At 40.4% G+C, this 22,743-nt stretch carries 33 protein-coding genes and 1 tRNA gene; 26 read left to right on the top strand and 8 right to left on the bottom strand.

From position 1 onward, the window contains the following. Window positions 1-4 precede the first annotated feature (4 nt). The 4 genes from ACZ5GY_RS06310 to ACZ5GY_RS06295 are packed head-to-tail and all read left to right on the top strand — an operon-like array spanning window position 5 to window position 3,004. Complete coding sequence (locus ACZ5GY_RS06310; RefSeq protein WP_464111659.1) at window positions 5-1,447, top strand: FAD-dependent oxidoreductase; 1,443 nt, start codon at window positions 5-7, stop codon at window positions 1,445-1,447. A gap of 55 nt (window positions 1,448-1,502) precedes the next feature. Continuing rightward, the gene (locus ACZ5GY_RS06305) at window positions 1,503-1,694 is read left to right on the top strand and encodes a 4-oxalocrotonate tautomerase (protein WP_213690271.1); all 192 of its coding nucleotides are present in this window, start codon (window positions 1,503-1,505) and stop codon (window positions 1,692-1,694) included. A 27-nt stretch (window positions 1,695-1,721) separates the two neighbouring features. Next, the gene (locus tag ACZ5GY_RS06300; protein ID WP_374047596.1) at window positions 1,722-2,030 is read left to right on the top strand and encodes a DUF7990 family protein; all 309 of its coding nucleotides are present in this window, start codon (window positions 1,722-1,724) and stop codon (window positions 2,028-2,030) included. 17 nt (window positions 2,031-2,047) lie between these two features. After that, window positions 2,048-3,004, top strand: a complete 957-nt coding sequence (locus ACZ5GY_RS06295; protein WP_213690269.1) for an ArsA family ATPase — start codon at window positions 2,048-2,050, stop codon at window positions 3,002-3,004. 9 nt (window positions 3,005-3,013) lie between these two features. Here the strand turns inward: ACZ5GY_RS06295 and ACZ5GY_RS06290 are convergent, their stop codons facing one another. Then, window positions 3,014-3,520, bottom strand: a complete 507-nt coding sequence (locus ACZ5GY_RS06290) for a hypothetical protein (RefSeq protein WP_213690268.1) — start codon at window positions 3,518-3,520, stop codon at window positions 3,014-3,016. Window positions 3,521-3,600: 80 nt separating this feature from the next. On the opposite strand from ACZ5GY_RS06290, the gene ACZ5GY_RS06285 reads away from it, so the two are divergent. The 6 genes from ACZ5GY_RS06285 to ACZ5GY_RS06260 all read left to right on the top strand — a co-directional run bounded on the left by ACZ5GY_RS06285 (window position 3,601) and on the right by ACZ5GY_RS06260 (window position 8,422). Beyond that, the gene (locus tag ACZ5GY_RS06285; RefSeq protein WP_464111658.1) at window positions 3,601-4,053 is read left to right on the top strand and encodes a NanQ anomerase/TabA/YiaL family protein; all 453 of its coding nucleotides are present in this window, start codon (window positions 3,601-3,603) and stop codon (window positions 4,051-4,053) included. Window positions 4,054-4,086: 33 nt separating this feature from the next. Then, window positions 4,087-5,661, top strand: a complete 1,575-nt coding sequence (locus ACZ5GY_RS06280) for a carbon-nitrogen hydrolase family protein (protein ID WP_213690266.1) — start codon at window positions 4,087-4,089, stop codon at window positions 5,659-5,661. 1 nt (window position 5,662) lies between these two features. Continuing rightward, entirely contained in the window at window positions 5,663-6,139 is a 477-nt protein-coding gene (gene tadA / locus ACZ5GY_RS06275) for a tRNA adenosine(34) deaminase TadA (protein ID WP_307879976.1), read from the top strand. A 135-nt stretch (window positions 6,140-6,274) separates the two neighbouring features. Further along, the gene (gene rbr, locus ACZ5GY_RS06270) at window positions 6,275-6,811 is read left to right on the top strand and encodes a rubrerythrin (RefSeq protein ID WP_213690265.1); all 537 of its coding nucleotides are present in this window, start codon (window positions 6,275-6,277) and stop codon (window positions 6,809-6,811) included. Window positions 6,812-6,999: 188 nt separating this feature from the next. Further along, window positions 7,000-7,092: transfer RNA gene (locus ACZ5GY_RS06265), tRNA-Ser, on the top strand. A 172-nt stretch (window positions 7,093-7,264) separates the two neighbouring features. Further along, window positions 7,265-8,422, top strand: a complete 1,158-nt coding sequence (locus ACZ5GY_RS06260) for a tyrosine-type recombinase/integrase (RefSeq protein ID WP_286677280.1) — start codon at window positions 7,265-7,267, stop codon at window positions 8,420-8,422. A 29-nt stretch (window positions 8,423-8,451) separates the two neighbouring features. On the opposite strand, the gene ACZ5GY_RS06255 is transcribed toward ACZ5GY_RS06260, so the two are convergent. The 7 genes from ACZ5GY_RS06255 to ACZ5GY_RS06225 all read right to left on the bottom strand — a co-directional run bounded on the left by ACZ5GY_RS06255 (window position 8,452) and on the right by ACZ5GY_RS06225 (window position 15,321). After that, complete coding sequence (locus ACZ5GY_RS06255; protein ID WP_464111657.1) at window positions 8,452-9,642, bottom strand: hypothetical protein; 1,191 nt, start codon at window positions 9,640-9,642, stop codon at window positions 8,452-8,454. A gap of 21 nt (window positions 9,643-9,663) precedes the next feature. Beyond that, complete coding sequence (locus ACZ5GY_RS06250) at window positions 9,664-10,686, bottom strand: nucleoid-associated protein (protein ID WP_286677282.1); 1,023 nt, start codon at window positions 10,684-10,686, stop codon at window positions 9,664-9,666. A gap of 329 nt (window positions 10,687-11,015) precedes the next feature. Beyond that, the gene (locus ACZ5GY_RS06245) at window positions 11,016-11,798 is read right to left on the bottom strand and encodes a hypothetical protein (RefSeq protein WP_464111656.1); all 783 of its coding nucleotides are present in this window, start codon (window positions 11,796-11,798) and stop codon (window positions 11,016-11,018) included. A 97-nt stretch (window positions 11,799-11,895) separates the two neighbouring features. Further along, entirely contained in the window at window positions 11,896-12,795 is a 900-nt protein-coding gene (locus ACZ5GY_RS06240; RefSeq protein ID WP_286677298.1) for an exonuclease domain-containing protein, read from the bottom strand. Window positions 12,796-12,852: 57 nt separating this feature from the next. Next, the gene (locus tag ACZ5GY_RS06235; RefSeq protein ID WP_464111655.1) at window positions 12,853-13,584 is read right to left on the bottom strand and encodes a hypothetical protein; all 732 of its coding nucleotides are present in this window, start codon (window positions 13,582-13,584) and stop codon (window positions 12,853-12,855) included. A 157-nt stretch (window positions 13,585-13,741) separates the two neighbouring features. Next, the gene (locus tag ACZ5GY_RS06230) at window positions 13,742-14,560 is read right to left on the bottom strand and encodes an SWIM zinc finger family protein (protein WP_464111654.1); all 819 of its coding nucleotides are present in this window, start codon (window positions 14,558-14,560) and stop codon (window positions 13,742-13,744) included. Window positions 14,561-14,604: 44 nt separating this feature from the next. Next, window positions 14,605-15,321: a helix-turn-helix domain-containing protein gene (locus ACZ5GY_RS06225; protein WP_464111653.1), complete on the bottom strand. Its 717-nt coding sequence runs from the start codon at window positions 15,319-15,321 to the stop codon at window positions 14,605-14,607. 146 nt (window positions 15,322-15,467) lie between these two features. On the opposite strand from ACZ5GY_RS06225, the gene ACZ5GY_RS06220 reads away from it, so the two are divergent. The 16 genes from ACZ5GY_RS06220 (at window position 15,468) to ACZ5GY_RS06145 (ending at window position 22,405) form a co-directional block, all read left to right on the top strand. Continuing rightward, complete coding sequence (locus tag ACZ5GY_RS06220; RefSeq protein WP_286952851.1) at window positions 15,468-15,716, top strand: helix-turn-helix domain-containing protein; 249 nt, start codon at window positions 15,468-15,470, stop codon at window positions 15,714-15,716. Between the two features lie 201 nt (window positions 15,717-15,917). Beyond that, entirely contained in the window at window positions 15,918-16,133 is a 216-nt protein-coding gene (locus tag ACZ5GY_RS06215) for a helix-turn-helix transcriptional regulator (protein ID WP_464111652.1), read from the top strand. After that, on the top strand, window positions 16,126-16,347 hold the full coding sequence (locus tag ACZ5GY_RS06210) for a hypothetical protein (protein WP_286677292.1): 222 nt from the start codon (window positions 16,126-16,128) through the stop codon (window positions 16,345-16,347). Before ACZ5GY_RS06215 ends, ACZ5GY_RS06210 begins: the two co-directional genes overlap by 8 nt. 2 nt (window positions 16,348-16,349) lie before the next feature. After that, a complete protein-coding gene (locus ACZ5GY_RS06205) occupies window positions 16,350-16,550 on the top strand; it encodes a hypothetical protein (protein WP_286677293.1) in 201 nt (66 codons plus the stop codon). Then, window positions 16,547-16,720, top strand: coding sequence for a hypothetical protein (locus ACZ5GY_RS06200; protein WP_464111651.1), 174 nt, complete (start codon window positions 16,547-16,549; stop codon window positions 16,718-16,720). The genes ACZ5GY_RS06205 and ACZ5GY_RS06200 overlap by 4 nt, the downstream gene beginning before the upstream one ends. 65 nt (window positions 16,721-16,785) lie before the next feature. Then, entirely contained in the window at window positions 16,786-17,088 is a 303-nt protein-coding gene (locus ACZ5GY_RS06195) for a hypothetical protein (RefSeq protein WP_286952782.1), read from the top strand. Between the two features lie 4 nt (window positions 17,089-17,092). Continuing rightward, a complete protein-coding gene (locus tag ACZ5GY_RS06190; protein WP_286952783.1) occupies window positions 17,093-17,452 on the top strand; it encodes a DUF4406 domain-containing protein in 360 nt (119 codons plus the stop codon). Window positions 17,453-17,660: 208 nt separating this feature from the next. Further along, a complete protein-coding gene (gene dut / locus ACZ5GY_RS06185) occupies window positions 17,661-18,092 on the top strand; it encodes a dUTP diphosphatase (RefSeq protein WP_286952784.1) in 432 nt (143 codons plus the stop codon). A 1-nt stretch (window position 18,093) separates the two neighbouring features. After that, window positions 18,094-18,981, top strand: a complete 888-nt coding sequence (locus ACZ5GY_RS06180; protein ID WP_464111650.1) for a helix-turn-helix domain-containing protein — start codon at window positions 18,094-18,096, stop codon at window positions 18,979-18,981. Then, window positions 18,941-19,846, top strand: a complete 906-nt coding sequence (locus ACZ5GY_RS06175) for an ATP-binding protein (RefSeq protein ID WP_464111649.1) — start codon at window positions 18,941-18,943, stop codon at window positions 19,844-19,846. The genes ACZ5GY_RS06180 and ACZ5GY_RS06175 overlap by 41 nt, the downstream gene beginning before the upstream one ends. A gap of 16 nt (window positions 19,847-19,862) precedes the next feature. Next, window positions 19,863-20,198, top strand: coding sequence for a hypothetical protein (locus ACZ5GY_RS06170; RefSeq protein ID WP_464111648.1), 336 nt, complete (start codon window positions 19,863-19,865; stop codon window positions 20,196-20,198). Beyond that, entirely contained in the window at window positions 20,173-20,358 is a 186-nt protein-coding gene (locus tag ACZ5GY_RS06165; RefSeq protein ID WP_464111647.1) for a hypothetical protein, read from the top strand. The genes ACZ5GY_RS06170 and ACZ5GY_RS06165 overlap by 26 nt, the downstream gene beginning before the upstream one ends. Beyond that, complete coding sequence (locus tag ACZ5GY_RS06160) at window positions 20,342-20,845, top strand: YopX family protein (RefSeq protein ID WP_464111646.1); 504 nt, start codon at window positions 20,342-20,344, stop codon at window positions 20,843-20,845. The genes ACZ5GY_RS06165 and ACZ5GY_RS06160 overlap by 17 nt, the downstream gene beginning before the upstream one ends. Window positions 20,846-20,890: 45 nt before the next feature. Then, window positions 20,891-21,385, top strand: coding sequence for a hypothetical protein (locus tag ACZ5GY_RS06155; protein WP_464111645.1), 495 nt, complete (start codon window positions 20,891-20,893; stop codon window positions 21,383-21,385). Window positions 21,386-21,584: 199 nt separating this feature from the next. Then, a complete protein-coding gene (locus ACZ5GY_RS06150; RefSeq protein WP_213692138.1) occupies window positions 21,585-21,782 on the top strand; it encodes a hypothetical protein in 198 nt (65 codons plus the stop codon). A 23-nt stretch (window positions 21,783-21,805) separates the two neighbouring features. After that, the gene (locus ACZ5GY_RS06145; protein ID WP_464111644.1) at window positions 21,806-22,405 is read left to right on the top strand and encodes a tyrosine-type recombinase/integrase; all 600 of its coding nucleotides are present in this window, start codon (window positions 21,806-21,808) and stop codon (window positions 22,403-22,405) included. Window positions 22,406-22,743 lie beyond the last annotated feature (338 nt).

The following is a 22,743-nucleotide window of genomic DNA, read 5'->3' as shown; positions in this document are numbered from 1 at the left end:
TGAAATGATGCTTACATTAAAGAAAAGAGTACTGATTATCGGAGGGGGCCCGGGTGGAAGGTTTTCATATATAGCACTTCGACGTATGGGTGAAAAGAACCTTTCCATTGTGATGAACGAGGATCCTACTGTAATTTGTTCACTTCCTTATGGTGTTGGGAGAAAGCTTGTTCCAGGTGGCCCCGAAGAAGAAGTGGTTGATTTGGCGAACTCTGATCGTTTGCCGCCTGAGATTGTTGAAGATGCTATTCGCGGCGTTGTCACCGAACTTGATGCAGAGAATCATATCGCAAGGGGAACGAGTACAGGTGGTCCCTTTGAAATCCATTTTGAGAAAGTATTGCTTGCACCCGGTGCAGTTCCCTGGCTTCCTTCAGTAAAGGGCCTTTTATTAGATTCAGATAGAGAAGGGCAGAAACGAGACCTGACGGAAATTATGGTTGGACGTGAATATGTTTCTAAAGAAAGATTGGCAGAAAATATCTTTGTTATGCGTGGAGCAGACGATGCCCGTGCACTTGATGTCTTTGCAGAAAAAAGCGACAAAGCAGTCGTTGTTGGCAGTGGAGCTATAGGATTAGAAGTTGTGGAGGCTCTTCACGATAGAGGACTAACTGTTACATTGGTTGAAGCTTTGCCGCACCTTATCGCGGCCATGGATAAAGATATGGCCGAAAAAGTCAGTAATCGCCTTTCTGAATCAGGTGTTTCTGTTTATAGAAATATGCAGCTGACAGAAGTCAAATCAGACAGGGTTGTACTCTCTGATGGCACGGAGATAGAGACTGATGGCGTTATTTTTGCAACAGGTGTTCGTCCTAACATTAAGTTGGCTCAAAGTGCAGGATTATCTATTGAGCGGGGTATCGTAGTCAACGAAAATATGCAGTCGTCCCATCCCAATATATATGTTGTTGGTGACGCCGCTCAAATCAGCGATGCTGTTACAGAACGTCCTATATTGCCTCTTATTGGAACTCTTGCTATGCGTCAGGGGCTTGTTGCCTCTGCTAATATTATGGGGAAAAACATGTCTTTGCCACCTGCAACAGTCTGGGGGCTAAGTGCCATTTTCGATCTTCATTGGGGAAGTGTGGGGTGGACTGAGGAATTGGCTAACGCGTCGGATATTCCGGTATTTTCTCTCACTTTGCCATATCGCACACGAGAAAAAGCTATGCCCAACGGGAAAGAAGGACTCTGGAAAGTTGTCGTTTCCGCATCTGACGAAAAAGGACTGAAAAAAGGACAGATTATTGGTTTCCAGATTGTCATTGACGGGGAATCCCCTCTCTTTTTAACGGAACGTTTTATCGATATTATTACCCGAAGGGAAACTATTACTGATTTATTTTCTCACTATTTCGTCCATTCTCCTTATCATAATACAGTTGAAGATCCTTACCTTATGCTGCTCTTTACTGCTCAGGAAGCGATGACTCATTAAAAAAGAGTATAATACATAATAGTTAGACTTTTACATAAAGTAAGGGGGATTTATCATGCCAATAGTGAACGTTCATATTCTTGAAGGACGAACAGTAGAGCAAAAGCGACGACTTGTAAATGAAATGACTCAGACGATATGTTCGTGTCTTGATGTGCCGGCTGAAAAGGTTCGTATCATAATAACAGACATGAAAAAATCTGACTTTGCTGTAGCAGGAGTATTGGCCTCAGATAGAGATAAGTAATCTTTAATTAAAATAGAGGTGTCTATAATGTTTAGCGAAGAAGACGAAAGAAAACAAGAAACTTTTCTTTCGAAAGTCCTTTTTTGGTCAAAAGCTTTTACTCACGGAACATTTGTTGATAAAAGAATGGCTGTTGTCAGAAAAGAGGCTTTTGACGTCAATGACAATTTGATGTTGCTCTTGTTTGGCGATTTTTTGGGAATTCCCAATCCCATTTCATACTATATGCTCGAAATACTTCCTTACTTTGCTGAAGACCTCGTTGCATGGGAACGTAGAATGCAAAATCGTAAGTTTATTATTGCTGAAAAAGCATCGCAATATGACTTCGACTAAGGGAGGCTTCTCTTTCAATGGTCTATCGTGTAAAGCGACAGTTTATATTTTTTGGCGGAAAAGGTGGAACAGGGAAAACCACATGTGCGGCGGCATACGCTTACGCCCTTTCTCAACAGGGGGTAAAAACCCTGGTTGTTTCTACTGATCCTGCTCATTCTCTTGCTGATGCCTTCGATCACCCCATAGGTCTGGATGTTGTTCGTATCGAAGAAAATCTTTGGGGTATTGAAATAGATGCGGAAGAAGAAGCCAAAAAATATATGAAAGCGATTCAAGATAAAATGCTTCATATTGTCAGTGCTGTTATTGTCGACGAAATAAAGCGTCAGATAGAAATAGCCTATATGTCCCCAGGGGCAGAAGAAGCTGCCATATTTGACAAGTTTATAGAGCTTATGGAATCCATCGGGAAACCTTACGATGCAATTGTTTTTGATACGGCTCCTACAGGGCATACCTTGCGGCTCCTTACGTTGCCCGAAATATTAGGAGTCTGGATCGAGCATCTTATAGAAAAACGGGCCAATGCCATGGAACTCATGAAGGTCGCTGCTAAATACGACAAAGAATTGCAAGAAAAAATAAAAGAAGATCCCATAATAGAAACCCTGCAAAAGCGACGGGATAAATTTACCTTAGCTCGAAAAATCTTGACTGATCGTGAAAATACGGCTTTTTACTTTGTGCTCAATGCAGAAAAACTTCCGATTATAGAGACGAAGAGGGCCATAGAAATATTGCAAAAGCACAATATTGGTATTGGCGGCGTTGTCGTTAACAAGGTTATACCGGAAGAAGCGGGGCCTTTTTTTGAAAAACGCCGCATTGCTCAGGAACAGTATCTTCTCCAAATAGATGAATTATTTGGATCTTTGGGGGTAACCCACGTACCTATGCTTGATTCGGATATTCAAGGTCTTGAACAGCTTAATCAGATAGGTCCGTTTATTCTCAAGCTCGATGAAATATAATAGAAATTGCTATGATTTGATGTAAGATAAAGCCAGTTCTTTTAATTCGGGGATGATTTTAGATATCCATTGATCGTCGATATGTTTATCAAACGAATCGACTTCAATTACTCGTCCCCAATGGTAAGGTGCATCTGTAGCGGGAAGCATGGATCCGTTATAGATGACATAATCCTGATAGATAAGCCATGTTAAAGATTGATTCTCAATAATTCCGCCATCGACCTTATTGAGATTTTCATCATATTTTTCCCAACGCTCTGGCCCATAGGTATTTCCGAGAAAAATAAAGGCGCTTCCATCTTCTTTTAGAGCGATAAGAGAATGTTTTAGATTTGAATCTATAAAAATATGGTGAATTCCCCAAAAGGGAGGATTAAAAACAGTGAGCCTCTTAGCGCGGCTCCACTCGGTGACTTTATGTGCATCACGTGCTCTTCTGACAATGTCACTTGCTGAGAGGGGAACAGTAGATTTCTTTTGAATTCCAAAGATACGAAGCAGTTTAGATAGCATAAGCAACGCTCCTTTCTTCTTTTTTCGGGGGATATTGTAACATTTTTAAAAGAATAAGGGACAGATGGGGAGTGGTAGAGATGATATTTGATACCTTAAGTAATGCGTCGACATATTTTTGTTTGGGAGAACGTTTCAAAAAAGCTTTTGATTTCCTCGAAGATTTAAAGGTCGTTGCTCTTGAAGATGGGAAGTATGAAATTGAGGGAACGTCTATATTTGCTATTATTCAGTTTTCCACGACAAAGCCTAAAGAAGCTCAAGTATGGGAAGCCCATAAAAAATATGCAGACATTCAATGCCTTCTTTCCGGTTCGGAATGGTTAGGCTATGCTCCAATAGAGACAATGAAATTAGCTCTCCCTTATGATGACGTGCGGGATTTTGCCTTGTTTGATGGGGAAGGGGCCTATTTTCAGACTCACCCCGGTTGGTTTTCACTCTTTTTCCCCCATGACGTACACAAAGGATGTGTTGCTCTCAAAACCCCGAGTCGCATTAGGAAAATAGTTGTAAAAGTCGAGATGGGGTAAAAGAAGAGGAGTAAAGACAAAGGAGGGAAGACTATGTTTCGTGTTGCCTGCGTGCAGATGGACGCTCGAAATGTGAGCCAATACGAGCAGACAGAACGAGAAATACTACAATGGATCGATAGTCTGTGTAGTGAAGAGGATGTTGATCTTATCGTCTTTCCTGAATGTACTTGGCCCGCCTATTATCTTGGCGAAAACGAGGAAGCCGCTGCATTGGCCTTAAAGCATACTCATGCAGTGATAGAAGAAGTGGCGAAACGAGCAGTTCATTATGGCGTCCACATAGCCATGGGACTCTACGTGGAAGAAGAGGGAACTTTGCGAAATGCTGGAATTCTTTGGGGGCCGGAAGGTGAAGAGCTAGGACGGGTTTATAAATCAAATCTTTGGCACTTCGACGAGAAATATGTCAAAGCAGGAACAACTTTCCCTGTCATGAAAACTCCCTTAGGAAATTTGGGAATGATGATATGTGCCGATGGAAGAGCTCCTGAAATAGCGCGTATATTGACTGAAAAAGGTGCGAACGTCATCATCGATATGGCAAATCTCATGTCTTCAGCCTCCGACCCGGCCCTTTTGAATAATCCTCAAATCGAGTATATGCTTCCGACACGAGCGTTTGAAAATGGAGTTTGGATTATTCTATGCGATAAAGTAGGCCTTGAATCTTACACAGCCATGAATACGGGCAGAAGTTGCGTTATCAATCCGTTGGGGCACATTGTCGGAGAATCTCCATCAGACACGAGTGAAGCTCTTATTGCCGTAATAGATACGGAAATGGCGTCATTTCCTCTTCCAGAGAAAGGAAACAGGTGTTTTTCAAGATTAATAGACCCAACGGAAGATTTGCCAGTTACTGCATATATGAAAGAACCTGTATGTTTGCCTGATTCTGGCATCCTTTCTTCTGTGGCGTATTTTTCAGCAGAAAATATGGAACACTATATTGCCACAGCTTCACGAATGATTCGCATTTTACAAGATCAGGGTTCATCTCTTATTTTGCTGCCATGTTGTGGAAAAAATGAAGATGTAGATAATATAACTCGCCAAATTCGACCTTTGCTGAATCCAGATGTGGTTGTATGTGTAAGTGGCTCTTTAGATGCAGACGGCCACAAAAAAAAGGCAGCTGTAGCTTTTTCGCAAAACAACACGTATGGTCCGGTTTTCTTGGATAATTCATGCCGCCCTGATATTTTTTCTACAGAAGTGGGACGTTTAGGCCTCCTTATTGGAGATGAAATGTTTCTTCCTGAAGTTGCAAGGTGCATGATGTTGGATGGGGCCCAGATGCTTCTCTGGTGCGATTCAAGACGTTATGCCATGACTGAAAAAGTGGCACGTTGTCGTGCTGCCGAGAATAGGGTTTTCCTCATGCGTTCAGGAACAGGAGAAGATGAAGATAACTCTTTTATTGTATTGCCGACAGGAGCGATTAGTGCCGCTACTGTTCCAAAAGTAGAACAGGCAGTCTCAACATATTGCCTTTTGGCAGAGGCATACAGCAAAACGGTAGTGCCGGGCACAGATGTTGTAAGAGGAAGAATACCTTACGTATATAAAGAATTGAAAAATACGCACCGAAAGGAAGATTTATAGATTGCACTTCGATGATCCTGACATTTATTTTATGAAGCAAGCTCTCGAGGAAGCCAGAAAGGGCGCTGAAAATGGAGAAGTTCCAGTAGCAGCTCTTGTAGTTTATGAAGGCCGCATTATAGGTATAGGAAAAAATTACAAACATATAGATCCTACGGCACATGCGGAGATACTTGCTATGCGTGAAGCCTCTCAACATTTGAAACGGTGGAATTTGAACGGCTGTACTCTCTATGTAACCTTGGAACCGTGCCCCATGTGTGCCGGAGCCATTGTATTAGCGCGTATTCAACGTTTGGTTTATGGTGCCTCCGATCCCCGTGCTGGAGCGTGTGGAACGCTATACAATATCGTTCAGGATTCTCGGCTCAATCATAGATGTGACATAAGAAAGGGAGTACTTGCTGAAGAAAGTTCTGAACTCCTTTGGGAGTATTTCAAGAAGAGGAGAAATAATTCTAATAAAGTAAACTCATAATCTTCCTTGCCTGCATACCATACCTGCCATTGTACTATGATATATTCGCAGTATTAGAGTTTGAATTAACTATAAGCATATTGTATAATATATGTGCTTGATTAATTTTAATGTTACATAGAAGGAGGACTTACTATGGACTTGAAAGGTTCTAAAACCGAAGCTAACTTGAGAGAAGCATTTGCAGGAGAGTCACAGGCTAGAAACAAGTACACCTACTATGCCTCTAAAGCCAAAAAAGAGGGACTCAACCAAATAGCAGCCCTTTTTGAAGAGACGGCTAACAATGAAAAAGAACACGCCAAAATTTGGTTCAAATTGTTGCACGACGGAATCCCCACGACAGATGAGAATTTAAAAGATGCTGCTGCCGGAGAAAATTACGAATGGACCGAAATGTATGAGAGCTTTGCTAAAGATGCAGAAGAAGAGGGCTTTACAAAAATTGCATATCTTTTCAAAGCTGTTGCTCAGATAGAGAAAGAGCACGAAGAGCGCTACTTGCATTTACTTAAAAACCTTGAAGAGGGGAAAGTTTTTGTAAGAGAAGATAAAAAGGCATGGAAATGTGCTAATTGTGGCCATATCTATTATGGAGAAAAAGCGCCAGAAGTTTGCCCCGTTTGTGACCATCCCCAGGCTTATTTTGAAATAAAAGCTGAAAATTATTAGAAAAAATAGAGAAGAGGCTCTTGAAAAAAGAGCCTCTTTCTTTTTCATGTACGGTCCAACATGATGCGCGTTATCTCTTTCACTTTACCTGAGTAAACGGAACAAAACTCTGGCTCATCTACTTATGAATCCTTTCATTCCCTAGACATCTACATCTAAAATCGCTATAATGCTCACGTTACGTATCTGGAGGGGTGGCCGAGTGGTCGAAGGCGATCGACTCGAAATCGATTAGGCGGCTAATACCTGCCTCGTGGGTTCAAATCCCACCCTCTCCGCCATTTGATAGTCTAGCCGGTTACAAAGGAGTCTAAAAACCCGCTCACGAAGCGGGTTTTTCTTCTTTTGACAGTCCAGCCCAATACATCTACAATTAAGGGAAGCTAAGTACTAACCGTGCACATAACAGTACACAGGCATAAAAAGCGACCGTACACAAAGGAGTGGCTGGCGATGCTTACAGATACTGGGATTCGGAGGGCTAGGGCAAAAGAGAAGAGATATATGATTTCAGATGGCAATGGACTTTATATCGAGGTCATGCCTTCTGGGAAAAAATATTGGAGACTTCGATATTGGCTTAATAAAAAAGAATATAAAAAATCCCTGGGACCGTACCCTGAGATCTCGCTGAAAGAGGCCCGAGATCTTCGAGATCAAATAAAAAGATCCATCGTACGCACTGGCCAGCCTGTTGTTGCTACGAATACCTTTGAAGCTGTTGCCAACGAATGGCTTGAGAAAAAGGTATTACCCATCAGAACGCCACGACATATTGAAACCGTTACTTCGAGGTTGCGAAGGTTCGTTTTTCCTCATATCGGGCAAAAACCTATCGGTGACATAACTTCTCCTGATGTACTCGCGCTCCTGAGAGAAATGGAAGATAGAGAGATTTATGAAAGCGCGCATAGGGTAAGACAAATCATTGGCCAGGTTTTTCGTTATGGCATTGCCACTGGCGTAGCAGAGCGCGATATTACCGCAGATCTCAAAGGAGCTCTCATCCCTGTAAATTCCAATAGATACCCTACAATTACCGATCCTGTTGAAATAGGTGCCCTTATGCGAGCTATAGGGAGCCTTGACACTCTTGTAGTGCGTTGTGCTTTACTGTTACAAGCGTACACGTTTGTGAGGCCAGGGGAGCTGAGAAAGGCTGAATGGGCGGAATTTGACCTGAAAGGGCAGGAGTGGCGAATTCCCGCAGAAAAAATGAAGATGAAGAGGCTACACATCATTCCATTGTCATCTCAGGCTGTTAGCGTCTTAAAAGAAATTTATCCGGTTACAGGTTTGCGTTCGAAGTACGTTTTCCCCACTGTGAGAGATCCTAACCGGCCTATGAGCGATGCAACTGCAAACGCTGCCTTGCGACGACTTGGATACGAAAAAGAGAAATTCACAGGGCATGGATTCCGCAGTATGGCTTCCACGATTCTCAACGAGCACGGTTGGCCATCTGATGTTATAGAAAGACAGTTAGCTCATATCGAACGGAATGCAGTTAGAGCAGCCTATAATCATGCGGAATATTTGGATCAGAGACGAGAAATGATGCAGTGGTGGGGGAATTGGTTGGAAGAGGTAAAGGGAACAAATAAACATTAGAACAAGACTGCTGTATTAACTTTTGCGAGCTATTTTTCTATAAACGATTTCATTTTAATTAAGAGAGTCTCAAGTGAAAGCCCCTTTAAATAATAGAAAAAGATAACTATTACCATAGTAGTTAAAAAAAATAGTGTGACAAAGAAAATGTTTAACAGAAGGTCTATGCGCTCGCATCTTTTATTTAATTTTTCATACATCTTATAGTAATCTTTCTTGATTATATCTGGGAATTTTCCTTTTGCTTTTTTCTGGTAGCTGATCTCACTTTTTATTGCATTCAAACTATCCCTTTGGTTCCTCAAAACAAAAAACATAGAAAGGGAAAAAATAACTATACTTAGAAGCAACAAAAAATTAGTTAAGCTCCATCCTTTTACTCGTTCAAATTTTAAAGCAGCCAGTGCAGAAGCTAATGGCAAGGCAAGAATTCGACCTGATATTTGGGCAATGAGGTCATTAATTTTTAAGAAATAATCTCTTTTTTGTCCTTCGATGTCATCTAGGGTTTTTTCGATAGAAAAACTACTCATAAACGTTTCGTAATCACCATTTACTTTATGGTATAAATTATCACAGTTTTCTAACAAAAATTTAAGACGAACCGCCTCTTCTTTTAGTTCAACTAGGTGGAATATGTTGTTTCGAATTATTGCCCTTTTTTGTTCTTTATGCGTGCTGTCATCAAAGAATTCTTTTAAACGATTTAAAGAGCGACATCTCTTAAGATCATCAATACTATATGTCAAAGGGATTTCAACTTTCCCATTTTTAAAAAAAATGATCTTCTTTAATGGATTCCCTATTTCATGATCTGCTATGTTGCAAAGAAAAGATATGAAATTTACTACATCGAAATATTTTTGGACATTTTCTGGTGGAGATGTTTTGCCATTATCGCAATCATATAGATAGTCTAAATCAGCGATGTAAAAAATGTCAGGAATATGTATTTTAGTGCAAGCATTTTCTGTTAAGTCCTTAAGTTCAGTGGCAAAGTAGGCTAGAGGAGATGCAGGAAGATAAAAACAAACATTATTTTGTGAAGTTTCCGCAATATCTAAAAGGCCAACTCCTTCTAGCTCCTTAGATATACCCTCACATTGGGATGGGTCAGAGATAGTACCTTTCACACGTCTTTCTGATACAAACTCATGAGAGGAAAGCGCACGGAAAGCTTTGACAGCTGTTTGCAGCTTTTTAGCATGATTTACGTCCATTGAGCGATCCTCCTTATAAGTTTAATTTCCTCGTATAAATCTTTCTATTTTCTCTATTTCTGTTTGGGGAATATTTTCTATGGTAATAGAATGTGCAATTTCATCATAAATTATTGTATCATTAATAGCACTTTGCTCAAATTGTAATTTTACCCCTGTCATAGTTACTTTTAAACGTTTGAGGGTTTCGAATGTTATCTTATGGGGTTTAAATTCATCTGTTATATTATATGTTTCGTTGTTATTTATATATGAAATAAACTCCCCGCTATCTTCTCCAAAAATACGGTTTGATAAATCTTGTAAAATTACTGGTTGCTTATTTCTATCTTTTTCAAAAAGATACCGATAAAGGTCATCTCTTAAACCGGTTTTTTCTTCTTCTGTCATATTCCTTTCTTGGCTAAAATCTGTTACAGCTTTTAATAAGTTTTCGGTACAGCGTTTAGAGCTTGTATAAGCAGAACACCTTAATGCGCTACGGAAATAATTCGTAGCATCATCGTTATTTCTGTATTTAACAAAAGAAAGGTATGAGTTTTCACTATGTTCTTGCCATTTAACCAAGTCGATCCTGGCAACTTCATTTAAATGCTCTAAATCTAATGTGATATGCTGATTTAATTCAAGATCATCATTTATTCCTACACTTGCTTTGTCCTTTAACATAGCAATCATAATATAATCACGATCGCTATTTTGATATTTTATAAATAAAGCATAACCTCCTGTTGATGCTGGGGCTTGTTCCATAAATGTTTTTATTTCATGAGTTATATTTTTTGAAAATTGGACAAAGGGAATGTCCCCGGTAGAAAGCTGACTAAAATAATCTTCAACAAGATTAGGAGTTCCACTATTTTGATCATTTTCAAAAATGCCATACCCTTTATTTGATTTGGTGTTGTATATTTGTCTTAAATCCTCTACTAGTTGTTCTAAATTTTCTTCAATCTCGTTCTCTTTTTCCCTATAATTTATTTCGGCTGTGCTAGTGTATTGTCCCTTTATAATTTGATGTACAATAGCGTTTGATATTTGCATAAGTTTATCCTCCTTTAATCCTTTTCTGTATAGTTATAACTCGTGCTTCTCATATAGATAAATCATCTCTTAAGTGTCCGATGTAGTGGAGGAACTCGTAGTCTGGGCGGTATGCTCTTGGCTTAAAACGGCAATCTCCTCCTTGTGATTATTGATTTCTTGAGAACTCGTTTCCCACTTCGTTGCGAAAACCAAGACAAACAAAATACAAATACCAACCGTTACCGCAGTTGTTTTATTGCGTAAAGGGGGTTTTTTTATCATTGGAAGCATAGTAAATTTTAGGAGTAAAAGGTATTCCTCAATTTCCTCTACTGCCGATATTCTTCTCATATTCCGTCATAAATTTGGTTATCAACCTCTCTTTGGTGATCAACCTCTCTTGTTACTTCAATATATTTATCGAGACTCAAGATAAAGGGGATTTTCCCATCATTACTTACGCCCATAACATTGGTAAACATGGAATCAAATCTACCACTTTGAGATGCATTATTGCCCTTAAGGTTTATAAAATCCTCAACATACTTTTTAAAAGCCTCCCTATCTATTCCTTTTTGAAGAATAGATTCAGGAGGTAGTGATTTGCCTCCGTTTTTAAGTGATTCATATCGAATGACAGATTGAAAAGAGTTATAAGATATTGCTTCTTCTTTGAGTGCACTTATTTCCTCTATAGCTGTTTGTCTTCTAGTTCGTAAAATATCAAAAGCGTCTTTAAGAGGAATTGCATCAATTGCTATTTGAGATATTTTTTCTTGCAAAGTACTTTCTTTAGGAGCGTCTGGCTCAATTTTCGGATACCAGTAATTTTGAGCACATATGATAGCTCCATCATGACAAAATTCCCCATAAATAAAAAAATGTGCTTTTGCTTCTTCACTATGCTTTGAAAAAAAGCTTTCCCCTTTATTTCCTAATTGAGGAAGTAACTCTCCATTTTCAAAATAAACGTCTTCTCCCTTAAATTTTTTGTTCTCAGAATCGATGTCTTTTTTAGTCCTTTTAAATTCTATAAGTAAAAAATTCCCTTCAAAATTGAGGATGGCATCTCCAGCTTCTTCTGGATTGCCATCAAGAGGGAATATGCTTATAAGCCCGCGTTCCAACATATGTAAAAAAATTTATATTCAACCGTTTTTTCCCACCAAATCATATTATTGCCCCCCATCTTTTTCATTCGCCAAATGGCTCTATTGCTTAAATCCCCTAAATTATTTTCAAAAAATCAGCCTCAGACATTATCTCTATTGGAAAACCTTTCGCTCTCAGGTCTTCTGCTTTCTTCGTCTTGGCACTTCTTTCCCCATCAGTGAATAGGGAATAATCCTGAATGCCCATCACAAGATAATTCGTTTGCATCGTAACGCCTTGTTGAGGGGTCCCACCGGCTTTTTCAACCAGGCAAAAAGCTTCCTCTCTAGTCATAGATACCAATGTTCCTGTAAAAGTAATCTTTTTCTCGTAAAAAGGGTGAAAAGGATCTTTGCCACATTCTTCGGGAGAAGGATGTCGCGGTTTTGCTCTTGCAGGAAAATGAATTCCTGAAGGTGTGTACTCCCCGTTACAGATTCCTCCGATGCGGAATCTCAGCTCTTTTTTTAGTTTTTTTAAATCGTTAACATTATGCTCCCTGCACGCTGCCAAAATGATTTCAGCTGAACACCTTGCATCTTCTTCCGCGTCGTGATGTATAAGAGGCAATCCTAGATGACCTGCTACTACAGGCAGGGAGAATGAAGACAAAAAAGGCCATGCTCCTTTGGAAACAGCGACAGAGCAAACAATGTCACAATCTGGAATATCTAAACTGTAAAGGGGAAGGGTGTTTCGAATAACGCTAATGTCGAAAGAGGCGTTATGCGCAACGACGGTAGCGTTTGTAAGTAGAGGCTTAACTTCTTCCCATATTTGGTTGAATTCAGGCTTGTTTTTTACATTGCGTTTTTGAATACCATGAATTCTAACGTTGAAAGGATTGAAGTAATAGTAATCTTTAGGTGGCTTTATGAGCCACGATTTTGTTTCTGTAATTTCGCCATTTTCAACAATAGCTATTCCAAGAGCACATGGGCTGCATCTTTTCTCATTCGCTGTTTCAAAATCTATAGCTACAAAGTTGAGTATTTAAATAACCTCCTCCCTGCATATTTCCAAATATAAGTTTTAAGAAAAAAGCGTTAGCTGACATTCTTTACGTAACAACTTACCACTGAAATCTCTCCTGGATTTCAGTGGTTTTTGTAACTTCTTTTGGGGGCCATTGATCAAGAAGTGGACGAACTCGTCTTGAGTCATGCTGTGAGATGTGTTGTTTTCTGTAAAATGCCATGAAAACTTTACATGTCCTGGGAAACGTTTCCCATCTTGAATACTTGCAGGGGACGCAGCATCGATTTGAATCAAAGGAGAGACACTTGAGCCCGCATAAGAGTTTTTATAAATAATGTCTCCCTTGGCAAAGCCAAAGTTAGAGCCTTGGGTCCAGGCAAGAAAGGAGACGGTGTTTTTGTTGCGCTCCATCAGCTGTATATCTAAAGCGGCATTAAAACAGTCGGGAACATGCATATACCAGTCTGAACAAAATTTGCATCTGATAGTTTGCAAGATCCTTCCTGAGCGAATATCGTTATCATTTGTGCTTGACGCCTTAAGCAATGTCTTAAGTGTTGACAAGGAACCCAGCGTCGTTTCTTGGCACATGTTAATGCCATGTTTTAATTCGCTTTTTAAAGTGGTGTAGAGCTCGTTTTTTGCTCTTTGTAGACTATTGCTCAAGCGGAACTTTATTTTTGTCCCCCTGTTATATTTTTTATCAAAAGAAATAAAATTCTTATCAAGTAGTTCTTCAATACCTTTATTTGGCAACTCCCATGTTTGCCAGTCGAGTTTTTCCATGAGCTTTTTGTATTTCGAAGGGTCTTCTTTTTGCAGTTTTTTGTTTATCTCTTCTGCATGTTGATGTCCGATAATGTCGATGTGCAAAATAAAAGCAAGCATCGTTCTTGCATCGGGTGAAAGAGTGTCTATGTTCATTTTGAATATTCCCACCTACCTAGTCTGAAAGTTCGTAAATATAACTTCCCCAATAGAGCGCATCATCTGATGTACAGTCGAAATCATCTTGAAACAAATTCTTTTTCAAATGGGTTCGTACTTTACCTCGGATGCCACGAGCCTCTTCTTTGAATTTCACTATGCAGTAGTCTTTTTTAAGTTCATCAACAGATTCTGGACAAAGTGAATAGACAAGTTTGATTGTTTCTTTCTTTGTTCGTGGACATTTTAAATTATTTTCTTTTAAGACTTGGCGTAAATCTCTGATGTGGACTAAGACAAGAAGTCTTTCTGGTGAATCCACTTCTTGTAAGATTTCTTTAGAAAGCAACTCTCTATGACTAGATTCATCACGGCAATAAATCCATGAGCCAGTGTCTAGACCATATATCCAACGCGTCAAAAGTGCGTAAAGTTCTTTTTGGGAATCTTCTTGAAGGGAGTCAATTTTGTGCTTTTTATCTTCATTGAAAGTTATAACAACGTTGGAAATTTTACCGAGATCTATAATTCCGAGCTCATGGGCAAGACGATAAATATGTTTACAAGGGATAGTGTGTTTACGTTTGAAGGCTCGTTTAAAGTCTGTGCAAGTGCAGGATGTAAGAGTAGTGATATATGGAGTAGAGCTACTTCCTTTAATTGTGCAAGAACCTTTTACCGCATCTAGATTATCTACCTTAGCGATAAGTTGAGCTCGCTCCATACGCCTTTGTTGGGGTGGCTCGTCATGTATTTTATCTCCCCAGTGCATTCGCCAAAGACAATGGAGACAAATATCCCCACTATATTCAGCACCGCACCTTTCGCATTTCATGCTGGTCACTCCTTAAGTAGTAAAACGTGTATTTTAGATAAAGATCAAATTCCTTTCCTTGGAACCGCCGTTAGAAGTGTCACTTTCCCGACGATATAAAAAAGTCCCATGTTTATTTCTTCTTTAGTAAAGCTTCTGGGCTTGTATTGGGGGGCAGCAGAACGGATTTCAACAGAACCATCTTTTGTGTCGAAATATACCCATTTTATTGCCCATTCTTTTTGCAAGCCAAAACAAACTAAGGCAACATCACCGTCATATACTTCTTCTGCGGGATTCACAACGACTGTGCTTCTGTCAGGGATTCCAGCGCCTTCCATACTATCTCCTTCAACCAAAACTGCAAACGGCTTTTTATCAGCATCTATAGAGATATTTCCTACGACATCAATGGGTAGAAGTATCGTTTTTTCAGCGCTAGCATAAATCTCAATCATGCCCCCATTACCTCGTCCGGCACATGCAATAGCTGTTGGATCAAGAACAGGGACTTCTATCCATTTGTCAAAGTATTGGGCTGATTCTTTTCGTACATTAGAGGTGATGTCAAGTGGGGTAGATCCATCTGTTTCCCCCATAAGGTAGGCGACAGTGGTGCCAAAAACTTGAGCCAACGTTTTCAAAACATTAGCGTCGGGAGTTCTAAGCCCTTTTTCCCAATTAATAATAGAGCTTCTTGAATATCCGGATTTCTCCGCAACTTCTTGCTGAGTCATCCCCTTTCGCTCTCTACATTCTTTGAGCTTTTCCTCAACAGACATCTCATCACCTCTATTTAATTGTCTACGAATGTGGTCATAAATCAAGAGTAAGAAAGTAATCTTTTCGTGTTGACATATGTAACATTTAGATATATAGTTCTTTTAAAGAGTACGATTGACTACATAGCAAGAGTGGGGGTGAAGTGGTGAGTATAGGGGAAAACATCCGTTCTATTCGCGTTTTAAGGGAATTAACTCAAGAAAAACTAGCAGAAATGGCAAAACTTTCAAGGAGCTCAATTGTAAACTTTGAAACGGGCAAAAGGGCTCCTCGAGTAGATGATCTTGAAAGCATTGCAAAAGCTTTAGGAGTAGAAGTTTCTATCTTTTTTCAAGAAAACCCTACTCAGCCCCGGCGAGAGGAGACTCAGGCCGGGGAAACGGAGACTATCTAGGAGAAGCCAGCAGGGTCGTAGAAATACTAAAAGAAGCTGCAAAAAGATACGACCCAGAGGGCGTGAAAGAAATCATGAGAGACATTGGCGACAACGGCAGGGCAGATGATCCAGATCTCAGAAATTTCTTTTCAGAGATTGCTAGAGCTGCAACAGAAGCACTGATGTAACAGCGAGGCGCAAAGAAAGGAGGCTAACAACGTGGAAGGAGATGTAACTATGCCCGAGTTCGGATTCTTGCGGTTGCCAGACGTACTTAAAATCATTCCGGTCTCGCCATCCACTTGGTACAACGGGATTCGTGCCGGACGATTCCCCAAAGGAATAAAAATCACTGGAAATATAGTTGGTTGGAAAGTATCTGACATAAAAAATCTTGTTCAGAAAATTGAAGAGGAGGCCGAAGCGAATGCTTGAAAAAATAGGGAAAAGTCTTTTAAAGATGTTGGCTAAAAACGGCGTGATAAGCGGCCCATACTATTTCAAGGGAATATGGTTTGCAAAAAGAGAGGCTTCCAGTCTTCTCAGTGCCATTTGCGGAGCGGATGAACGGAAAAGGCTTAGCGCAAGATATAAAGATATATCAATCAGAGACGTTCAAAAGCTTTCAGCTTTCGTAGAAGAGGGTTAACAATGCATTGCGTTGTATGGCTTTCAAAGGCTCAAGCTTTAAAAGAATTTGATGACGCTATTGAACTGCAACGTGTTAGGACTGCACATGCAGAGGTGTTACATCAAAAATATAACGATAGTCTAAGCAGAAAAAAGATTAGAGATGAGATTGCGCAGCTGGCAAATCTCCAAAAACAAAGAGAAAGAATGTGTCTGGCATGAAAAGATCTGTCCAAAATGCAGTTGTTAGTTTGTTGAACTATAGAGGGCAAAAATTGCGAGGCGTTGTCTTTCGACGAACTGAAAAGAATGCCCATGCAAGAAAAGCAATAGTGGCGGCTTGTAAAGAGATAAAAAGAGAGTCTCTGATTTTCGAATCAGAGACCGTTTAAAAACTTATAGGCTAGGAGCTGCAACTCCTAGCCTCATTTTAGCATATTGAGGAGGATGCGGCGTAATGACTGACTTTGATATCGCTGGAATGTGTACGGCTAGAGCAAAGCTCACTTCCATGGCGAAAGTGCCCCAACCGAACAAATCAAGTGGCATTACTCGAAAAATAGTAACGGAGCTTTATTGTGAAATTAGAGATGCCCGCATAGCGGGATATAGCTGGCAAAAAATAGCAGATGCAATAACCTCAACGATGAATATAAAACTTACCGGGAGTGGTATTTCCTACGTTTTTCGCACTCTTGACCATCAATATGAGCAAGAGACCGGGGTAGCGGCGCTACCTGTAGGTCGGAATGGCAGGTAATCAGATGAAAAAAATTTATATAGCACATCCACTGCGAGGAGAAACAGCCGATATCGATGAAATTTGGAAAAATAGTGTAGCTATAGATACTATATGCCGCAACGTATCAGCCATAGTGGGAGCCAAAGACACACTACTTCTTTCTCCCATTCATGCATTTAGTTTTATGCCTGTTTTTGGCGACCAAAAAGATGTTTTTGAACAATGCCGAAACATGCTATCTCTTGCCGATGAGGTTTGGGTATTCGGCGATTGGGCGAGCTCTGAAGGTTGCAAGATGGAAATAGAGTATGCCAATAAGCTGAACATCCCTGTGGTCTTTCACCACAACAAAATCAAGGAACTAGACGAATGCCTAGCGTAGAGTATGAGATTTTTGTCGCTGTAGGAAAGTATGTAGATAAAAGCGGTCGTGAAAGAACAAAGCAACAGCGTGTAGGGGAAATATTCTTACATTCGGATGGGAATAGATATATTCGGCTAGATCCGTTTTTCAATTTTGCAGCATGCGAGCGCAAACATGGTAACGACAAACTTTTTTTGAGATGTGTAAAGCCTAAGGAGGTTTAGTCATGGATAATTTACGAATTGTTGTCGAAGACGATCTTTTTATACCTAAAAGAAAAAATATTGGCGATGCCGGAGCAGACATTAGAAGTGCTATAGATGTTGTTATTTATCCAGGTGAAGCTTGCAACATTCCAGCTGGTTTTAAGGTAGCTATTCCATATCAATATGGCGGCTTTATTTTTCCAAGAAGCGGATTGGCCTATAAGCATGGAATTCACCTCTGTAACGGGGTAGGCGTAATTGATCATCAGTATCGAGGCGAAGTAATGCTTCCTCTTCGAAATGATGGTACAAAGCCCTTTACCATTCAGCGTGGAGACAGACTAGCCCAGATGGTGATTCTCAAAGTGGAATTACCAGGCTTTGTAGTTGTAGATGTACTGGATGAAACCGAGCGTGGAGAGGGCGGTTTTGGCAGTACAGGGGTGAAATAGCATGTCTGCGAATGACATTAAAGTTGTAGATTGCAGGGCATTTCCTTTTGCGAGGGTTGATATTCCTGTGATTATAGATTCAGATCTGTCAACATATGAAAAAATGGTGTATGTAGCTCTTTGTACGTTTGCGTCAAGAGCTAATTCGTGCTTCCCTTCTGTAAAAACCCTTGCAAAGGCGGCTTCTTGTTCTGCACGGCAAGTTAGAAGATGCCTTGAGGGACTTGAAAAAAGAGGACTTATACGTATTCATGAAAGAATGACAGAGAAGGGGCAATCATCGAATATTTACGATATTTTGGGGGCTCAGGGGATGACAGAGAGTCAGCCCCCCATGACTGGTAGTCATACCCCCTCTGACAGTGAGTCACCCAGAACTATATTTAGTGAACTAGATACTACTTCTCTTTCAGAGAAGGAAGAACCCCCCTCTGACGAGGCCCTTCCTTCACAGGAAAATGCAGAATTCGTTGATATTGATGAGGTTCCTCAGGTGATGCGCCCAACTGTGGAATATTTCTTGCTCAAAACGGGTAGAAAGGGAATTACGCCAGGAGAACTTTCCGCAGTCAAAACCCTCGAAAAGATTCATGTTCCCGCACGGGTGAACCAAGAGATTGGGAAGGCTGTATCGCGATACGAGAAAAAGAAACGTCCGCTGCACACTCTCACTCTCGAATACATTTATGAAAGCTTGAAATACCAGACTTCGGGGCGGAATGTCAAATCTAAAACGCAAAGGGCTTTGACACCTGACGACCCATACGAAAAACAGCGAGCGTCTGACTTGAAAGAATGGGAATCAAGTCAACAGCAGGCTTTGCTTGAAAAATACGGAGGTGATCTCGATGACAAGCCTAGAAGCTTTGTTGGCTCAGTACCCTCGTAGAAAAGCTAAAGATGAGAAAAAAGCGCTTGAATATTTACAGCGATATTTTAAAGATCCGTCGCTCACGATAGAAGCCTTAGATAATTCTGCTTCAGACATTCTTTACGTACAAGAACAAGATCGTTATTGCACTCATTGCCCTGGATATGGCGGGTGTAAATACCGCGGAATGAGGTATGTAATGCGTTTTGAAGATTTATTTGGTCGGCAAGTTTTATCAATAAAAGTAGGTGACTGCCTAGATCGCAAAAAATACGAGAAGCAAAAGAAAACTGAACAGTTGGTAAAAACGAGCAAAATTCCAGAAGCCATGAAACGCTGTACTTTCGATACATTTAAGACCATGGATGATCCTATCATCAGAACTGCAAAGGGTTTGGCCATGGCGAGTGTGGAAGATGGTTTCTCTCTCGTTTTAGGTGGTGGTACGGGTGTGGGAAAAACCCATCTGGCCATTGCTATAGTTCAGTCTCTTGCTTCACGTGGGAAAAGCGCAGTATTCGTGCCGGTGGTTGATTTGCTTGATGAAATCCGTTCGGGCTTTGAGGATGGAACAGCAAATAAAATCCAACAGGCCGTAAAAGATGCCGATTGTATAGCCATTGATGATTTAGGGGCACAGAGAAAGGATAAAAGTTGGGTCGATGAGCAACTTTTTTCTCTCATAGACGCACGGTACAGGTCGGGGAAACAGACAGTGATAACAACAAATGCGTGCTCTATGTCACAGCTTAAAGAAATGTTGGGTGAGCACGGTACGAGAATAGTTTCTCGGTTGACAGAGATGTCGCACCCCTTGTTTATCAAGGCGCGGGATTTTAGAACACGCAAGAATGTGCAGAAGAAACTGCCTATAGGAAGGTAACGCAGGAGGTGTAGAAATGCCTAATTCAGAAAATGTAGGGGTAAAAATATATAGAAGGAAACCTATTGAACCCATTGAAATTGCAGCTATTCAGTGGACTGGTAAAAACCTAAAAAAAGTTATTGATTTCATAGGACTTCATGAATCTGTGAAAGACATACCATGGAAAAACTATGAAAGGATAGTTAAAAGGCATGGACTAAAGGTTTTCGCCCCACAATGGATAGAAATTGTCCCCATAGGTTATTTTATTATTAAAGATATTAGGGGGGAGCTTACACTTCAACACCCAATAGTTTTGGATGAGGAGTATGAGGAGGTTAAAAATGACTCAAAAACAGAAGGTATCTAACCGTTTAAATAATGCGATAAAAAAATGGATGTTAGCTTGTATTCATGAGCGCATGGCAAAAATGGAGGTAGACGCTATGTCAAGAACATTTGATGAAATCACTGGCGTACAGGAAAGGCAGATAAAATTATCGGTGGTAAAAAATGAAAACCGAAGCTGAAAAGGTAATGATGTATAAATACTATAGAGGTAAAGCAGTTTGTTCAGTTGATGGTATTTGTGATAAAGGAGATTGGGTCTATGGGGCGTTAGTGCCAGGAGACTCCCCTACTGCTAATCCTTATATAACGGGTGGGATAGAAGAGGCAGGAGATGATTTTATTATCCCGTCATTCTGGGTTCCTGTTGATTTAAAAACCGTAGGAGAATTTACAGGAATTTATGATGGCGACAATAAAAAAATTTATACGGGAGACATTGTAAAATGGGACGATGCAACTCATGGGGAATATTGGAGGGTTGCAGAAGTAATACGCCAACCTGGGCATTTTACATTTAGAACAATTCCATCATTATGTATAAATTGTTTAAAAGAAGAGGCGTGTGATTTTCAAATGGGATGTTTCGCGTATTGCCCCGATACAAAAAAGTATGGGAATGTCCTCAAAGTCATCGGCAATATATACGAAACTCCGTATATCAAGTAAATGGTTTAAGCAACAGCAAGGGTAAGGAAGTAGAGGAGGATGACAATGAATGAGATAGAGCGCTTATCAGCAATTATAGATTTACTTGTGACCTACCACCCATCAGGCGTAATGGTCTTATTGGGAGAGCGTCCTCCTCTTTCTGATGTCGAGTGGTTTGAGCTAGCGCAGTCTATTAAAAGCGAAGATGATATTGAGCGGGTAGATTCAAGTGTGAATACTGACGCTTTTTTCGGCCAAATAGCAGCTGGAGATGCCATTGTTCAATTCCTTGAGACATTAGGTACATGGGAAACGGTAGTCGAGGCGGCAAGATCATTCAGAAAAGTATTTCCTGCTGACTGGAATATGTTTATAGATCATGTCAGATACGTGGATAATCCTTTCTCTTCAAGGCTTTATAAAGAAAGTATGTTAGCACGTGTTGCAACAAAATATTCCGTTGATCCTAAAACAGTGACAAGAAGACGTAAGACGGTACCATTGGCAATAGCTCGTGAGGCGATAGGAGGCTTTCAGCTCGCGTTGTTTGGAGAATAAAAATCAAAGTCTCTAATACTCCGTTAATAATATGTTTGATGTTCCGCTGATAATCTTTTTAAAACTGTTAAAATGGTAGTGTGGAAATAAATACGAAAGGCCCTGGCAGATTCTTCTGTCGGGGCCTTTTTATTGCAGGAGGTGAGCGAGAATATCCGTTCACCTCTTGCTTTTTGGACCATACAGAGGAGGGAAAAGAATGTACGCCATATGGGGAATACCTGAAAGGAAGCGCATAAGGATAGGCATTTCAAATGCGCGTTTTTCACCTCTCCCATTTGGCGCTGAAATTATTGCTCTTGTGGAGCCTTGCGACGTGAAATTAATGCGCCGCTGGTGTGAACGAAGGGCAAAGAGGGGCTGGTCCATACAAAAGATGAAGGCGGCGTGTAATTAAACCAAAAGACTGGAGGTGACAAGTTGCAGTTCGTTCAGCCTATTCGCAAACAGAGCACGATTAGAAAAATGAAAGAGGCTCTGAAAAGTAGAAATCTTAGAGATTATGCCTTGTTTTCATTAGGAATAAACTGTGGCTTACGCATATCAGACCTCCTGTCATTAACAGTTAAAGACGTGCTTGCCGGAAGGGGAAAGAGAATAAGAATCTCTAAGGAACTGGAGATAAAAGAACACAAGACCAGAAAGGTAAAACGCTTCCCGATAAACGATAAAGCAAGAGAGGCATTACGAGAATATCTTGTAGAGCGACGGCCTGAACACCTTGACGAGCCGTTGTTCTTGTCAAGGCAAAAAGACGATGAAGGAAACAAAGCAGCCATAAGCAGATTCCAAGTATGGCGAGCTATGAATCATGCGGCGAGAGCTGCAGGAATACCAGAATCGTATCGAATAGGAACTCATACTTTGCGCAAAACATTTGGATATCAGTTGAGAAAATCAGGTGTTGATATTCCTGAAATCCAGATGATGTTGAATCATAGTCATCCTGCTGTGACCATTAGATATTTGGGAATAACTGACGACAAACTAGCGACTTTATACCGAAATTTGAACCTCTAATATTAAATAAAACCGCCTTTTTAGCCTCTATTTTTAATTCTACGAGATCGGCATCTATTTTTAGAAGATACCGCTATAAATAAAAGCTGCAAACATTGCTCTCGTCGGCCTTTGCGCCCGTTTGCTCTGAGTGCAACAGAATATACATATGTAGCACTCAGATAGCGTTTATGGGTTTGGACAAAAAATGCGCAAAGAAGCATGGTCACTGGCCTTTTAAGCTTCACGGGTCCTTCTGGTGTAAAAATTCTGCGGGTCCGTAGGAAGGCTCGGGCTTTCTCTAGCGGGAAGACTTTTCTAACCCATTTCGTTTCGCTTTCAGAAATAGGGTATTGAAC

The organism is Aminobacterium thunnarium (assembly GCF_055390565.1).
This window is presented reverse-complemented; position numbering and strand designations above follow the sequence as displayed.

Excerpts from the sequence above, each read along its gene's own strand:
- ACZ5GY_RS06200 (WP_464111651.1), top strand. The coding sequence starts at position 16,547 with ATGAAAAGATCTGTCCAAAATGCAGTTGTTAGTTTGTTGAACTATAGA.
- ACZ5GY_RS06165 (WP_464111647.1), top strand. The coding sequence starts at position 20,173 with ATGACTCAAAAACAGAAGGTATCTAACCGTTTAAATAATGCGATAAAA.
- ACZ5GY_RS06305 (WP_213690271.1), top strand. The coding sequence starts at position 1,503 with ATGCCAATAGTGAACGTTCATATTCTTGAAGGACGAACAGTAGAGCAA.
- ACZ5GY_RS06150 (WP_213692138.1), top strand. The coding sequence starts at position 21,585 with ATGTACGCCATATGGGGAATACCTGAAAGGAAGCGCATAAGGATAGGC.
- ACZ5GY_RS06205 (WP_286677293.1), top strand. The coding sequence starts at position 16,350 with ATGCATTGCGTTGTATGGCTTTCAAAGGCTCAAGCTTTAAAAGAATTT.
- ACZ5GY_RS06285 (WP_464111658.1), top strand. The coding sequence starts at position 3,601 with ATGATATTTGATACCTTAAGTAATGCGTCGACATATTTTTGTTTGGGA.
- ACZ5GY_RS06175 (WP_464111649.1), top strand. The coding sequence starts at position 18,941 with ATGACAAGCCTAGAAGCTTTGTTGGCTCAGTACCCTCGTAGAAAAGCT.
- ACZ5GY_RS06280 (WP_213690266.1), top strand. The coding sequence starts at position 4,087 with ATGTTTCGTGTTGCCTGCGTGCAGATGGACGCTCGAAATGTGAGCCAA.
- ACZ5GY_RS06295 (WP_213690269.1), top strand. The coding sequence starts at position 2,048 with ATGGTCTATCGTGTAAAGCGACAGTTTATATTTTTTGGCGGAAAAGGT.
- ACZ5GY_RS06180 (WP_464111650.1), top strand. The coding sequence starts at position 18,094 with ATGTCTGCGAATGACATTAAAGTTGTAGATTGCAGGGCATTTCCTTTT.
- ACZ5GY_RS06210 (WP_286677292.1), top strand. The coding sequence starts at position 16,126 with ATGCTTGAAAAAATAGGGAAAAGTCTTTTAAAGATGTTGGCTAAAAAC.
- ACZ5GY_RS06170 (WP_464111648.1), top strand. The coding sequence starts at position 19,863 with ATGCCTAATTCAGAAAATGTAGGGGTAAAAATATATAGAAGGAAACCT.
- ACZ5GY_RS06225 (WP_464111653.1), bottom strand. The coding sequence starts at position 15,321 with ATGTCTGTTGAGGAAAAGCTCAAAGAATGTAGAGAGCGAAAGGGGATG.
- ACZ5GY_RS06255 (WP_464111657.1), bottom strand. The coding sequence starts at position 9,642 with ATGGACGTAAATCATGCTAAAAAGCTGCAAACAGCTGTCAAAGCTTTC.
- ACZ5GY_RS06160 (WP_464111646.1), top strand. The coding sequence starts at position 20,342 with ATGAAAACCGAAGCTGAAAAGGTAATGATGTATAAATACTATAGAGGT.
- ACZ5GY_RS06155 (WP_464111645.1), top strand. The coding sequence starts at position 20,891 with ATGAATGAGATAGAGCGCTTATCAGCAATTATAGATTTACTTGTGACC.
- ACZ5GY_RS06290 (WP_213690268.1), bottom strand. The coding sequence starts at position 3,520 with ATGCTATCTAAACTGCTTCGTATCTTTGGAATTCAAAAGAAATCTACT.
- ACZ5GY_RS06310 (WP_464111659.1), top strand. The coding sequence starts at position 5 with ATGATGCTTACATTAAAGAAAAGAGTACTGATTATCGGAGGGGGCCCG.
- ACZ5GY_RS06230 (WP_464111654.1), bottom strand. The coding sequence starts at position 14,560 with ATGAAATGCGAAAGGTGCGGTGCTGAATATAGTGGGGATATTTGTCTC.
- dut (WP_286952784.1), top strand. The coding sequence starts at position 17,661 with ATGGATAATTTACGAATTGTTGTCGAAGACGATCTTTTTATACCTAAA.
- ACZ5GY_RS06260 (WP_286677280.1), top strand. The coding sequence starts at position 7,265 with ATGCTTACAGATACTGGGATTCGGAGGGCTAGGGCAAAAGAGAAGAGA.
- ACZ5GY_RS06190 (WP_286952783.1), top strand. The coding sequence starts at position 17,093 with ATGAAAAAAATTTATATAGCACATCCACTGCGAGGAGAAACAGCCGAT.
- ACZ5GY_RS06195 (WP_286952782.1), top strand. The coding sequence starts at position 16,786 with ATGACTGACTTTGATATCGCTGGAATGTGTACGGCTAGAGCAAAGCTC.
- ACZ5GY_RS06250 (WP_286677282.1), bottom strand. The coding sequence starts at position 10,686 with ATGCAAATATCAAACGCTATTGTACATCAAATTATAAAGGGACAATAC.
- ACZ5GY_RS06245 (WP_464111656.1), bottom strand. The coding sequence starts at position 11,798 with ATGTTGGAACGCGGGCTTATAAGCATATTCCCTCTTGATGGCAATCCA.
- ACZ5GY_RS06300 (WP_374047596.1), top strand. The coding sequence starts at position 1,722 with ATGTTTAGCGAAGAAGACGAAAGAAAACAAGAAACTTTTCTTTCGAAA.
- rbr (WP_213690265.1), top strand. The coding sequence starts at position 6,275 with ATGGACTTGAAAGGTTCTAAAACCGAAGCTAACTTGAGAGAAGCATTT.
- ACZ5GY_RS06235 (WP_464111655.1), bottom strand. The coding sequence starts at position 13,584 with ATGGAAAAACTCGACTGGCAAACATGGGAGTTGCCAAATAAAGGTATT.